This is a genomic window from Candidatus Polarisedimenticolaceae bacterium (genome assembly GCA_036275915.1).
In the GTDB taxonomy this organism is placed as follows: domain Bacteria; phylum Acidobacteriota; class Polarisedimenticolia; order Polarisedimenticolales; family DASRJG01; genus DASRJG01.
Genome location: DASUCV010000009.1, coordinates 203,256 through 215,609 on the forward strand (window position 1 = coordinate 203,256; position 12,354 = coordinate 215,609).

Here is a 12,354-nt window from a genome sequence, read left to right on the forward strand (position 1 = left end):
TCACCTCAAGCCCGTCGCCCGGAAGAGATCACCCTGCGTGAAGTTGTACGAGGTGAAGTAGGCCGAGCCGTCGGGCGTGATCGTGAACCACGCGCCGGGAAGCGTGGTCGACACGGGCGGGACGTCGTAGAGGAGCGTGCGCGCTCCCGTCGTCGTGTCGAGCCGGTAGATGTGCTGACCCCCGGACGGGAGGATGCTGCGCACGATCACGCTCTTCCCATCCGGAGCCCAGCGCTCGATCCTCTGCCCCGCTTCGAAGCCGGGGATCGGGCGCGACGCGGTGCCGCCTGCTTCGTAGAGCTTCCCGTCGAAGGCGACGAGCTTGCCGTCTGGAGACAACGCTCCCAGCACACCTTCCGGGGTGATCGCTCGGGCGGCTCCGCCCGCGAGGTCCTGGAGGTAGAGCCGCTTCGGACGTCCGGGGGCGAAGCCTTCGAAGAGAATGGACTTGCCGTCTTCCGTGAACGCCGCGAGCTCGTGCGTCAGCTCGTCATGAGTCACCTGCTTCGCCTCTCCCGCCCCGACGGGGAGCAGCACGAGCTGGGAGGGGGCGGGATTGATGCGCATCGACAGCACCCACTTGCCGTCGGGCGAGAACCACAACCCGCAGCCGGGACCGAGCCTCACCGCCGGCCCGCCGTCCGTCGAGCGCACGTAGACGGAGTACTCGACGCCGCCGCCGTCCCCTTCCTCGGTGAACGCGAGCCACTTGCCGTCGTTCGAGAGTTTCGGGACGGTGGTGTAGTCGAGCCAGGAAAGCTCCCGGTCCGCGGTGTCGCCCGGGCCGCGGCCCCTGACCACGCTCCGCGTAGTCTCCTTCCAGAAGAGCACGCTGCCGTCCGAGCCGACGTCCGCGAGGTGGACGTTGCCGGGCACGCGCACGACGACGCGGGAATGGCCGTCGACCGTCGTCGCGAAGAGCGCCTTCGCGTTCCCTTGGTCGGCCGCCGTGTACCAGATCTCGCGGCCGTCCGCGGCCCAGGCCAGGCCTTGGGCGCTGGAATAGTCTTCCGAAACCGCCCGCTTCTTTCCGGCGCGATCGACGACGGCGATCGAGCCGCGGTCGTCGCCCTGGATCAGGTGATCGACGAAGGCGACTTTCGACCCGTCGGGCGAGATGCGCACGTCGCTGATGTAGCCGGTCGTCTCATACACCGGCGTTCCGATCGGGAACTCGAGGCGATAGCGTCCGTCGAGGTAGTGAGCCGCCGCGAATCCCGACCCGTCGGGGAGCCAGTCGGCGTCCTGAACGTCCTCGAGCACGGCGCGCGCCGCGTTGCCCGTCGAAGAGCCCCGCGCGAGCGTTCCGACCTGCGCGTATCCGCGGACGGTATGGCGGTCGAGGATGAGCGCCAGCTCTCCGGAACGCGAGACCGAGGCGACGTCGGCGTTCGGGTAGGCGAGCGCGAGCGAGTCGGGGCCCCCTTCGCTCGTCGAGTAGAGCTTCTTCGGCTCGTCTCCGAACGCCGCGGAGTAGACGGCGGTCTTGCCGTCGCCGGTGAGGCGCGCGGTGACGATCTTGCCGAGACGGTACGTGAGCCGCTGGTACGTCGGGGAGCCGGTGGCCTGCGGCCGTGAGAAGTACGATCCGGCGGCGTAGGCCACGACCGCGACTGCGACGGCCGCCGCGAACGGCAGCCACGTCCGGCGCTTGGGAAGAGCGATCGCGGCACCGCTGGCGACCGATCCTCCCATCGCGGAGAGCGTCTCGAGCGCAAGGCCGAGATCGTGCGCCGAGTGAAAGCGCTCGGCGGGGTTCTTCTCGAGGCAGCGCCTCACGATGCGGTCGAGCGCGGGCGGCACCTGGGTCCCGCTGACCGCCAGATCGGGCGGGTCTTCCTTCAAGATCGCGTTCATCGTCTCGACGTTCGAGTCGCCGTGGAACGCCCGCCGGCCGGAGAGCATCTCGTAGAAGACGACGCCGAAGGAGAAGATGTCGGTCCGGTGATCGACGGGCAGTCCGCGCACCTGCTCCGGCGACATGTAACCGACCGTGCCCATGACCGTACCGGGAGATGTGCCGAGGCCGCTCCTCGTCTGCATCATGCTGCCGCCGCCCGCCGGCCCGGTCGTCTTCGCCAGGCCGAAGTCGAGGATCTTCACGCGTCCTTCGCCGGTGATGAAGATGTTCTCGGGCTTGAGGTCGCGGTGAACGACCCCCTTCTGGTGCGCGGCGGCGATGCCGTGGACGATCTGGAGCGCGTAGTCGATCGCCTTGCGCGGCGGGAGCGCTCCCTGGTCGAGCTTGGCCCGCAGGCTCTCGCCGTCGAGCAGCTCCATGACGGCGTACGTCACGCCGTTCTGGCTGCCGAAATCGTGCATGGCGAGGATGTTCGGATGCGAGAGCGCGGCGACCGCCTGCGCCTCGCGCTCGAAGCGGGAGAGCGCCTCGGCGTCGGCGCCGAGCCGCTCGGGAAGGACCTTGATCGCGACGTCGCGGTTCAGCTTGGTGTCGCGGGCGCGGTAGACTTCACCCATCCCCCCCGCGCCGATCGACGCGGCGATCTCGTAAGATCCGAGGCGTGTTCCGGGAGCGAGAGCCATGAGGCGGGGATGATATAGGAGAAGTGTTGATGCACCGATCGCGCGTTCTCGCCCTGTTCCTCCTCGTTCTCGGCGTGGGCATTACCGGTGCCGCAAGAGAGGTCCGTGGGCGAACCCTCCACTCGGCCGCGACGCCGAGCGTGGAGGTCCTCGCGGGCTCGGCGTTCCGGTTCGTGGGGCGGGTTCCTTTTCGTTTGGCGGAGTCCGAAGGGGAGCGTTACATCTTCGTCGATGCCGGCGACGACAAAGCGCTCCGGCGCCTCCTCGTCGTTCAGTTCGAGAGCTTCCTCCCCTCGTCGCACGAGACGTTCGGCTACGACCTGTCCTCGGGACGCGAGATGGCCGGGCTCCGCTTCATCTCGAACACCTTCGCCTTCCCGGCCGCGACCGCCGCCGTCGCTCAGCCGAAGGACGAGGCCGAGGCGACGAACAACTTCCTCTTGAAGAAGGGGTTCAAGATGCCGGCGGTGTGGCTCGCGACGCGCTACGTCACGATCGCCGACGGCGACCTGCGGAAGAGCGAGATGATCGTCTTCTACATGGAAGGCAAGAGCGATCGCACGATGGCGGATCTCTACGCCGGCGAGGAGCCGACTCCGGCGTGGCGAGCCGAGAAACCCGCTCTCGAGGAACGGTCTCTCGCGAACTTCACTCTGGTACACCCGCATTGAGCAACCGCTCGGCCTCGCCGGCCGTCAGCTCGATCCCGAAGCGCTCGCTCAGGATGCGTCGGTAATCGTCCCGGTCCGCGATCGCGCGCTCATCCCGTCGACCCTCGACGGTCTCGATGAGCCGGGGGCCGGACACCGACACACGCCCTGACGATGCGGGAAGCGAGCAGATCGTCGTCCGCGTGAAGTGCGACTCCGGTGAGGTCTGCTGGAAGAGACAGCGTGCCGCGAACTCGTCGAGGCGGCGCTTCGCCAGCGTGAAGACGTACTGCGGCTCCGTCCCCCGCCGCATGATGCGCACCTCCCCCTCCTCGCCGATCGAGTAAGGGCCCGCGACGCCTTCTCGAAGAGGGTCGAGCGACGACTCGCCGAATCCGACGTCGGCGATCCAGCGGTCGCCGAGGGCGACGGAGAGGACGAGATGGTCGAACTCGGGGCTGAGGCGGCCGCCAGACGCCACGCACGCTGCATGGAGCGCCACCTCGAACCCCAGCTCCTCGAGGAGCCACGCGAAGAGGCCGTTCAGCTCGTAGCAGAACCCGCCGCGCCGGCGCGTCACGATCTTCTCGTAGAACGCCGGCACCGAGAGCACGATCGGCACGCCCAGGTGAATGTCGAGGTTCTCGAACGGCACCGACGTCATGTGAGCACGGTGCAGCGCGCCGAGCGTCTCGGCGGTCAGGTCGATCGGCCCAGCGTAGCCGATTCGGCGGAGATAGTCGCCGACGCGCATGAGAGGCGGATTCTAAGCCCCGACACGCTGCATCCGCGTGAGGCGCGCCGCCACGCTCGGAACGTTAGAGCCGGTCGCCGATCCGCGGTATCACGACGCTCATATCCGGGTGACCCGCTCGAGCGCCGCCCGGTCGGGGACCACGAACCCGTCCTTCTCCGTGACGACGAGTCCGTCTTTCCCCCAGCGGCTCATGATGCGGATCGCGGTCTCGATCGTGGTCCCTGCCAGGTCCGCCAGCTCCTGGCGGGAGAGAGGAAGCGGGATGAAGGTCCCTCCGGGCGCCGGGCGCCCCATGCGGTCGGCGAGCATGAGGAGCACGCGGGCGAGCCGGGTCTCGACGCGGCTCCCCGAAACTTCCTCGATGCGGCGCGTCAACTCCATGAGCCGGAGGGAGAGACCGTTCAGGAGCCCGCGGACGAGGGACGGGCTAGTCTCGAGGAGCGCGAAGAACGCCGCGCGCCTCACGCGGATGAGGGTGCAGTCCTCGAGCGCGATCGCGGAGGCCGGATACGGCCGCGCCTCGTAAACCGCGACCGCGCCCACGGGGTCTCCCGCCCCGAGGATCTCGAAGATCACCTCCTTACCGCCCCCCTGCATCTTCACGACCTTCACGCGGCCACTGTCGATCGTGTAGAGGATCTCCGCGGGGTCGCCCTCGGTGAAGATCCTCGCCCCTCGCTCGTAGGAGCGGACTTCCGAGACGCCCGCGAGCCTGTGCCGGTCCTCGTCGGAGAGGCGCCGGAAGAGCGGATTCTTGGCGAGCACGTCCGCGACGGGGATGGCCACCAGGCGATCTTACGCGCGGAGCGTGCGCACCAGCGCCCGGATCGTCCCGGCGAACGTCAGGACCCACGCCACAAGCGCCGCGCCGAGGGCGACCGGCGGAACGCCGGCCAGGAACGTGATGCCGGTGGCCTTCGCGACGTTATAGGTCGCGACGGAGTACATGCCGAGCGGAAAGACGAGCGACCAGTACTGCGGGTCGTAGGCGATCGGGAGCCGGCGGACGATGTGGCGCCAGACGCCCATCGCAACGAGGAGCGGGATCCACCAGCTCGCGGTCGCCCAGAAGAAGAGCGTGAAGCCTTCGAGAAAGGGAGCGAGGCGCGCGAGCGGCGGCCAGGCGTCCTTGACGAGGAGCAGCCGGCAGCCGGCGAGCGTGGTGATGGCGAGCGCTCCCATGTTGATCCAATAGGGAGGGGTCATGCCGCCGACGTCGAGCGGATGGAACAGCCAGCGCTCCAGGATCATCGACATCAAGAGGACGTAGAGCATCGCGCCTGCGAAGCAGGCCGAGAGCGCGAGGAAAAGGGCGACGGGCGGGCTCGGCGCCGCCGGCGCGGCCAGCACCCCGAGGACGCCGAGCGACTCGGTGGAGACCACCGCCAGGAGCCATCCGCCGTTGAGGCCGGTCTCGAGCGGCGGCTTCTCCGCCGCCACGGTCACCGCTGTGAAGAACGTGTAGATGAGGAGCAGCCAGAGGGCGATCGCGAGGATCCAGAGAAGGAAGCCCGCCGTGGTCGCTCCCTCGAGGACCACGAGCTGGCTGCCGAGCACCGACGTCGCGGCGACCGAGCTCAGGAAGCCGGCCCCTCGTGCGTGCCGCCCGAGGTCGTCCCTCACCTCGCGCGGGAAGAGCGCGACGCGCACGAGGTTGATCCCCCCGAGCGTCGCGTACGCAGCGACGTTGATCCAGAGCAGCGACACGGCGACTCGCTCGAGTCCGCAGAAATGCGCCGCGAGCGAGACGATGCCGGTCGCCATGACGAGCGCGAAGTAGCCGGGGAAGAATCCTCGGACCGCCTCGGAGACGGCCTTCACGGGTCGAGGGTCCGGAGGTAGCGGCGCAAGCCGAGGCCGAGCACGAAGCACAGGGTGCTCACGAGCGCCGCGGGCACCGCGATCACTTCGTCGCCGCCGAGGAACGCCTCCATCGTCGCGGTGAAGAGCCAGAGCTGGAGGACGACGATGATCGCGATCAGGCACAGGATCCCGTTCACGATTGTCGAGCGCTGGCTCCGCGCGAATCGGCTCATGACGCCTCCGCCCGGCGGCCGCCCTCGACCGAAAGACCCGTGGCGACGATCCGTCCCCGGCGGATCTCGAGCGTGACGCGCGGGAGCGGCCTCCGCGGCGGGCCTGCGAGCGGCGCGCCGGTCGCAAGGTCGAAGTGTCCGTTGTGGCACGGGCAGTCCAGGCGCCCGGCGGCGGGGCGCGGGATGACCGGGCACGAGAGGTGCGTGCAGCGGCGGTCGTAGGCGACGAACGATCCGTCGGCGAGGCGGACGAGGACGCACGGATCCGCCTTCGTCGGGTATTCGAAGACCTTCATCCCTCCCGGCGGCAGTTCGTCGACGCCGGCCACGTCGAGCACCGGCGACGATCCGTGCGCGCCCTTGAAGGCGCGGAGCCCGACGATCCAGAGCTGACCCGCGGCGAAGGCCAAGCTCGTCAGCAAGAGGAGGCCGGTGAACTCTCGCCGTGAGCGAAACTCGTCCGCCGGCCCGTCGACGGGAAAGTCCCGGCGCCAGCGCGGCTGCGCCTCCGCCGGGCGACCGTCCGGAGCGGCGCTCACGGTCTCGGGGTCGTCAACCCGCATGCGGTGCCTCCATTCCGTCGAGCAGGACGTTCTCGGCCGCGTCGTTGCCCGCGGCGGGCTCGTGGAGCGCGGACAGCACGTCGAGGCTCTCGACGAAGGCTTGTCCCGGCACGAGCATGTTGACTCGCGTCGTGATCGTCTGGTTCCCGAACCGGAAGACGTTCAAGACCCGGGACGCCGGACGCAGACGCGCCATCTCCTCGCGCGTGCCGAAGAAGAGGGCTTGGCTCGGGCAGACCGACGCGCACATCGGCTTCTTCCCGATCGACGTGCGGTCGTAGCACATGTCGCACTTCATCATGAGGTTCATCCCGGTGCTCATCTTCGGGACGCCGAAGGGACACGCGAGCACGCAGTTGTTGCAGCCGATGCACCGCGGCTTGCGGGCCGTCTGGACGACGCCGTCGCCGGTGCGCTTGATCGCATCGGCCGGGCAGACCTCGGCGCAGGTTGGGGAATCGCAGTGCATGCAGACGACCGGCACCGTTTGCGGCGAGGCGCCTCGGTCGACGTAGTCGAGCTGGATCATCGCGTGCCCCTTGTGCGTGTCGCACTCGGTGCAGGCTTGCACGCAGGCGTTGCAGCCGATGCAGCGGCGGGGGTCGATGAAGAACTCGTGCGACTCGGGAACGGGCATGTCAGCGCGCCTCCCCGGCCTTCGTGAGCCGCGCGGCGCAGACCTTGTATTCCGGAATCTTCGAGATCGGGTCCTGGGCCGCGATCGTGAGCGCGTTGGCGCTCTTCCCGTCGGGCCAGTGGTACGGGATGAAGATCGTGTCGGGGCGGATCGTCTTGACGACCGACACGCGGAGCGTGATCGCGCCGCGCCGCGTCGCGGCGGTCGCAAGGTCACCGTCGGCGAGACCGAGGCGCGACGCGAGCTGCGCGTGCACCTCGATGAACGGCTCGGGGCAGTGGTCGACGAGGGGGCCGATGCGCCGGGTCTGAGCCCCGGAGAGGAAATGGCTCACGACGCGGCCGGTCGTCAGGAGCAGCGGGTAGTCCGCGTCGACCTCCTCGGCGGGCGACGTGTAGCTCGCCGGCAGGAAGCGCGCCTTGCCGTCGGGAAAGTAGAACGGCCCGGCTCCTCGGGCGACGGGGTTCGTCGATCCGGGCTCGAAGAGCCGCGGCGTGCCGGGATGATCGGCGGAGGGGCACGGCCAGAAGACGCCGTGCTCCCGCTCCAGCCGCTCGTAGCCGATCCCCGCGTAGTCGGCGACACCGCCCCGCGACGCCTCGCGCAGCTCGGCGAGGATGGCGGCCGGGCCGACGAAGGTGAATCCCCTCTCCCGGCCGAGAGCGCGCGCGAGATCCTGGACGATGCGCCAGTCCTCGCGGGCCTCGCCGGGCGGGTCGACCGCTTTGTTGATCTTGATCACCCGCCCCTCCGCCGTCGTCACGATCCCTTCGTCCTCTTCGTGGAGCGAGCCGGGGAGCACGACGTCCGCGTAGCGCGCCGTCTCGCTCAGGAAGAAGTCGATGACGGCGTAGAACTCGAGCTTCTCGAGCATGCGCTTCACGAACGCGCTGTCGGGCAGCGACACCGCCGGGTTGAAGCAGAGGCTGAGCAAGCCGCGGATCTCGCCCCGGTCGACCTTGCGCAGCATCTCGTAGCAGTCGACCCCCGGGCCCGGGAGGTCGTCGGGTGCGACGCCCCAGACGCCGGCGACGTGCGCGCGGTGCTCGGGGTTGGCGATGTCGCGCCCGCCTGGAAGCTGGTCGCACTTCTGGCCGTGCTCGCGCCCGCCCTGCCCGTTCCCCTGCCCCGTGATCGTCGCGTAGCCGCAGCCCTCGCGCCCGATGCGACCCGAGGCGAGCACGATGTTGATCGCGCCGAGGCAGTTCTGGACGCCGTGGGTATGGTGCTCGATGCCGCGCGCATGAAGGAGGAAGCTCGTGCGTGCCGTGCCCCACCATTCGGCCGCCTGACGGATGCTCCGCTCCGCGATCCCGGTGACCGCCGCCGTGCGGGCGGGCGTCCACTCGGCCGCGGCGCGCGCCAGATCCGTGAAGCCGGTCGTGTGGGCGTCGATGAACGCGTGATCGAGCCAATCGTGCTCGATCATCAGGTTGAGGACGCCTGAGAAGAGCGCGGCATCGCGCCCGGGCTTGATCGGCAGGAAGAGATCGCACGTCCGCGCGAGCGGCGTCAGGCGCGGGTCGACGACGATGACGCGCCCGCCGTTCTCGCGCGCCTGCCAGACGTAGTCGGTGGTGATCGGCGCGCACTCCGCGACGTTCGCCCCGCTGATCCAGACGATCTCGGCTTTCGGGATGTCCGACCACGGGTTGGCGGCCCGGTCGATGCCGAACGCCTTCTTGTTCGCCGCCGCGGCGCTGACCATGCAGAGCCGTCCGTTGTAGTCGATGTACGGCGTCTTGAGACAGACGCGCGCGAACTTCCCCATCAGGTACGCCTTCTCGGTCGTGAGGCTCGCGCCGGAGAGCACCCCGAACGCCTGCGGGCCGTGGGCCGACTGGATGCGCTCGATCTCGGCGGCGACCCGGGAGACGGCCTCGTCGTAGGCGACCGGCCGGAAGCCGCCGCGCGCATGCTCGTCGCGCACCTGCGCGTGGAGGAGACGATCGGGGTGGGCGCCCTGAAGGTAGCGCTTCACCCCCTTCGGGCACAGCTTACCGTGATTGAACGGAAACTCGAGCCAGGGCTCGAAGCCGATCACGCGGTTGTCCTTGACGAGGAGCTCGATGCCGCACTGCTGCCCGCAGAAACAGCAGTGGGTCTTCACCGTCTTGTCGGGCACGACGCCCGGATCGAGGCGGTCGCCGGTCGCGCGGGAGAGATGAGGTCCGAAGACCTCGGCGAATTCCGGCTCGGTGGCGGTGGGGCGCGACATGTCTCGATCCTCAGGGGTGGAAGTTGTCCCGATCCTCGCTCCCCAGCGGGCCCTCGCCGAGGCCGGGGTTCGCGTAGGACGGCATGGGCGCCGGCAGCGCGGCCCTCCGTGACGACGGCCCGCGCGCGAGCGCGGCCTGCGCGAGCGCGACGAGCGCACGCCGGCATCGCGGACAGATGCGCTGGTAGTGGCCCACCTCGCCGGGGTCGTCGTAGCGATAGCCGAGCGCCGCCTCGACCGTCTCGAGGTCGCGGACGTGCATGCGCGACGCGAACGCGTGACCGCAGCGCGCGCACGACGCGGGCTCGCTCCTCGCGGCGACGTCCTTGTAGAACGCCACGCCGAGCTGCGCCGGGCGCTGGAAGACGTGGAACAGCTTGCCGAACGGCAGCCAGAGGAGGGTGACGATCACGGTGATCGCATGGAAGAGCGCGAGGAACTCGTAGCCGTAACCGGCCAGCCACGTGTAGCTGACCGTGAGGAGAAGCCCGGAGAGGCTCACCGCGAACAGCAGGATGAGCGGGAGCATGTCCTCGGCGAAGAACTGCACCGCCGCGGCGCCCTCGTCGCGCATGCGACGCCGCATCGCGAGCATGACCCCGCCCATCACCAGGAACGCCGACCAGACGAGACCGTGAAAGATCAGGAAGGCAACCAGCGAGCGCACCGGGAACGCCGGCGTCGCGAAGCCGAAGACCACGGGGCGGTACCAGTCGGGCCGGTCGGGCATCGCTTCGAAATGAAGCCAGCCGAACACGAGCGGGAAGGTGATCGCCGCCGCCAGCACGCAGCCCCACATCAGGAGCATGTGCGTCAGGCCGCGCAGCTTGTCCCGCTTCCAGATGAACGCGTTGGTCCCGAAATCCGAGACCAGCCGCGTGACGAGCAGGCGCAGGTTCGAGCCGAGGTGGCCGCGCCGGAGGAAGAGCTCGAAGCCGCGACGCCAGTAGACCGCGGTCGGCGGCCGCTGCAGCCAGATCGCGTAGCGGTACGTGATCCCGAACACCGCGAAGAGCGAGGCGAACGTGTACGCCACGAGCGCCGCGTCGAAGTGCGCGAGGCTTCTTGAGCCGGCGACGATCAGAGCGCCGAGCGCCAGCGTCAGGAGACCGGCCCAGGCCGCCGCGTTCCTCACCTCACGGTGCATCGCGACCTCTCGAAGTCCGCCGAGTATAGTTCAGGAGACGAACGCTTGGATCCGGCCAACGAGATGATCACGCTCTTCGGGCGTGAGCAGGCGGTCGGTGAACGGATAGAGCACTGCCTCCTCCTTGGTGTTGTGGGCGTCGAGCAGGGCGAGGAGCGGCGCCCGGCCCTCGGCGTTCGAGGCGCGATCGAGCAGCGCCTCGATCTGCCGGTGCTCCAGACGCATGACCTCCGTCGGCCCTTCGCGGGGAGGGAACGGCGAGCGCGCCTCGAAGGCCGGGAAGAGGACGCCTTCCTCGAACGCGATGTGGCGCCTCAGGCCTCGCGCGAAATCGGCGAAGAGGCGGGCAGCTCGTGCGGTGTCGCCGGCGGCTCGCGCCTCGAAGGCCCGACGCTCGAGGTCGTCGAGCCGCTCGTGGTCCGATGCCAACGCCTCGGTCAGCTCGCGCAGCGTGCTACCCCCGGTACGGCGGGTGACGGTCGTGCGCCACAGCTCCGGCCCCTGCTGGAGCGGCGACCACTCGAAGAGCCCCGCCCGCTCCTTGGTCAAGCACAGGAGCGCGGCGTTCTGAGCATGGGCGCTGTGCAGCTCGAAGCTCCCCCCGGGGATCAGCGCGTCGAACGCACGGAGGAGCGCCGGCAGGCGCTCGGCGGGCGGCAGGTCATGGCAGATCAGCGTGCGGGGATCGGCGACGGTTTCGCTCATGGGACTCTCCTTCGAGGAGAGTGTGGCGCCGCACGCGCCGGAGCGGCATGACCGGCGTCATACCGCCTAGCGATTCGTCATCTGCTCGAGGTGCTCGGGATAACGGTCACCCTTCACCTGCGAGGCCGCCTCCTCGATCTCGGCAAGGTCCGCAGCGGTGAGAGCGATCGACGCGGCGCCGATGTTTTCCTCGAGACGGCTCAGCTTCGTCGTGCCGGGGATCGGAACGATCCACGGCCTCTGCGCAAGGATCCACGCCAGCGCGATCTGTGCCGGCGTCGCGCCCTTGGCGCGCGCGATCGCGGCCAGCCGGTCGACGAGGACCTGGTTCGCCTTGCGATTCTCCGCGGTGAACCTCGGGAGGCTCGCACGGAAATCGGTGTCGCCGAACGTGGTCGTCGCGTCGATCGCGCCGGTCAAGAAGCCGCGGCCGAGCGGGCTGAACGGAACGAACCCGATCCCCAGCTCCTCGAGCGTGGGAAACAGGTCGGACTCCCGCTGCCGCCACCAGAGCGAGTACTCACTCTGGACCGCCGTCACGGGGTGGACGGCATGCGCGCGCCGGATGGTCGCCGCGCCCGCCTCGGAAAGGCCGTAGTGCTTCACCTTCCCCTCGTGTACGAGGTCGCGCAGCGCGCCGGCCACGTCCTCGATCGGGACCTGGGGATCGACACGGTGCTGGTAGAAGAGATCGATCGTCTCGACCTTGAGACGACGCAGCGAGGCCTCGGCGACCTCCCGGATGTGCGACGGCCGGCTGTCGAGCCCGCGTTGCTGCCCGGACTCGAGCTTGAACCCGAACTTGGTCGCGATGACGACGCGGCCGCGGAACGGGGCCAAGGCTTCGCCGACCAGCTCTTCGTTGGCGTACGGCCCGTACGCTTCCGCGGTATCGAAGAAGGTCACGCCGCGATCGACCGCGGCCTCTAGCACCCTCACCATCTCGTTCCTGTCGTGGGCGGGTCCGTAGCCGAAGCTCATCCCCATGCAGCCGAGACCGATGGCGGAGACGTTCGGTCCGCGCCTCCCGAGTGTGCGTGTCTGCATCGACGGTGCCCTCCTGGGAAAGAGGGTAGCGAGCCACCCGGCCGCGAGCC

Annotated in this window: 12 protein-coding genes; 1 reads left to right on the forward strand and 11 read right to left on the reverse strand. The window is 69.3% G+C overall.

Features of this window, described 5'->3' with window-relative positions; translation table 11 throughout:
• A complete protein-coding gene (locus VFV19_07860) occupies window positions 1–2,544 on the reverse strand; it encodes a protein kinase (GenBank protein ID HEX4824215.1) in 2,544 nt (847 codons plus the stop codon).
• A gap of 29 nt (window positions 2,545–2,573) precedes the next feature.
• Here VFV19_07860 and VFV19_07865 point away from each other — a divergent pair, with 29 nt between their 5' ends.
• Window positions 2,574–3,215, forward strand: a complete 642-nt coding sequence (locus tag VFV19_07865) for a hypothetical protein (protein HEX4824216.1) — start codon at window positions 2,574–2,576, stop codon at window positions 3,213–3,215.
• Here the strand turns inward: VFV19_07865 and VFV19_07870 are convergent.
• The 10 genes from VFV19_07870 to VFV19_07915 form a co-directional block, all read right to left on the reverse strand.
• Window positions 3,193–3,948 (reverse strand): arylamine N-acetyltransferase, encoded by a 756-nt coding sequence (locus tag VFV19_07870; GenBank protein HEX4824217.1) that lies wholly within the window; start codon window positions 3,946–3,948, stop codon window positions 3,193–3,195. The genes VFV19_07865 and VFV19_07870 overlap by 23 nt on opposite strands.
• Window positions 3,949–4,047: 99 nt before the next feature.
• The gene (locus VFV19_07875; protein ID HEX4824218.1) at window positions 4,048–4,737 is read right to left on the reverse strand and encodes a Crp/Fnr family transcriptional regulator; all 690 of its coding nucleotides are present in this window, start codon (window positions 4,735–4,737) and stop codon (window positions 4,048–4,050) included.
• A gap of 9 nt (window positions 4,738–4,746) precedes the next feature.
• Window positions 4,747–5,772, reverse strand: coding sequence for a tellurite resistance/C4-dicarboxylate transporter family protein (locus VFV19_07880; GenBank protein ID HEX4824219.1), 1,026 nt, complete (start codon window positions 5,770–5,772; stop codon window positions 4,747–4,749).
• Window positions 5,769–5,987 carry a DUF6755 family protein gene (locus VFV19_07885; protein HEX4824220.1) on the reverse strand — a complete coding sequence of 73 codons (219 nt, stop codon included), beginning with the start codon at window positions 5,985–5,987 and terminating at the stop codon, window positions 5,769–5,771. Before VFV19_07885 ends, VFV19_07880 begins: the two co-directional genes overlap by 4 nt.
• Window positions 5,984–6,550 (reverse strand): Rieske (2Fe-2S) protein, encoded by a 567-nt coding sequence (locus VFV19_07890; protein ID HEX4824221.1) that lies wholly within the window; start codon window positions 6,548–6,550, stop codon window positions 5,984–5,986. Before VFV19_07890 ends, VFV19_07885 begins: the two co-directional genes overlap by 4 nt.
• Window positions 6,540–7,187, reverse strand: a complete 648-nt coding sequence (locus VFV19_07895; GenBank protein HEX4824222.1) for a 4Fe-4S dicluster domain-containing protein — start codon at window positions 7,185–7,187, stop codon at window positions 6,540–6,542. Before VFV19_07895 ends, VFV19_07890 begins: the two co-directional genes overlap by 11 nt.
• Window position 7,188: 1 nt before the next feature.
• Window positions 7,189–9,405 (reverse strand): molybdopterin oxidoreductase family protein, encoded by a 2,217-nt coding sequence (locus tag VFV19_07900; GenBank protein ID HEX4824223.1) that lies wholly within the window; start codon window positions 9,403–9,405, stop codon window positions 7,189–7,191.
• A 10-nt stretch (window positions 9,406–9,415) separates the two neighbouring features.
• Window positions 9,416–10,552 (reverse strand): hypothetical protein, encoded by a 1,137-nt coding sequence (locus tag VFV19_07905; protein ID HEX4824224.1) that lies wholly within the window; start codon window positions 10,550–10,552, stop codon window positions 9,416–9,418.
• Between the two features lie 30 nt (window positions 10,553–10,582).
• Window positions 10,583–11,257, reverse strand: a complete 675-nt coding sequence (locus tag VFV19_07910) for a hemerythrin domain-containing protein (protein HEX4824225.1) — start codon at window positions 11,255–11,257, stop codon at window positions 10,583–10,585.
• A gap of 66 nt (window positions 11,258–11,323) precedes the next feature.
• Window positions 11,324–12,304, reverse strand: coding sequence for an aldo/keto reductase (locus tag VFV19_07915; protein ID HEX4824226.1), 981 nt, complete (start codon window positions 12,302–12,304; stop codon window positions 11,324–11,326).
• Between the last annotated feature and the right edge of the window lie 50 nt (window positions 12,305–12,354).

Coding starts and splice junctions, on each gene's coding strand:
- VFV19_07860 (HEX4824215.1), bottom strand. CDS start 2,544: ATGGCTCTCGCTCCCGGAACACGCCTCGGATCTTACGAGATCGCCGCG.
- VFV19_07865 (HEX4824216.1), top strand. CDS start 2,574: ATGCACCGATCGCGCGTTCTCGCCCTGTTCCTCCTCGTTCTCGGCGTG.
- VFV19_07870 (HEX4824217.1), bottom strand. CDS start 3,948: ATGCGCGTCGGCGACTATCTCCGCCGAATCGGCTACGCTGGGCCGATC.
- VFV19_07885 (HEX4824220.1), bottom strand. CDS start 5,987: ATGAGCCGATTCGCGCGGAGCCAGCGCTCGACAATCGTGAACGGGATC.
- VFV19_07890 (HEX4824221.1), bottom strand. CDS start 6,550: ATGCGGGTTGACGACCCCGAGACCGTGAGCGCCGCTCCGGACGGTCGC.
- VFV19_07895 (HEX4824222.1), bottom strand. CDS start 7,187: ATGCCCGTTCCCGAGTCGCACGAGTTCTTCATCGACCCCCGCCGCTGC.
- VFV19_07900 (HEX4824223.1), bottom strand. CDS start 9,405: ATGTCGCGCCCCACCGCCACCGAGCCGGAATTCGCCGAGGTCTTCGGA.
- VFV19_07905 (HEX4824224.1), bottom strand. CDS start 10,552: ATGCACCGTGAGGTGAGGAACGCGGCGGCCTGGGCCGGTCTCCTGACG.
- VFV19_07910 (HEX4824225.1), bottom strand. CDS start 11,257: ATGAGCGAAACCGTCGCCGATCCCCGCACGCTGATCTGCCATGACCTG.
- VFV19_07915 (HEX4824226.1), bottom strand. CDS start 12,304: ATGCAGACACGCACACTCGGGAGGCGCGGACCGAACGTCTCCGCCATC.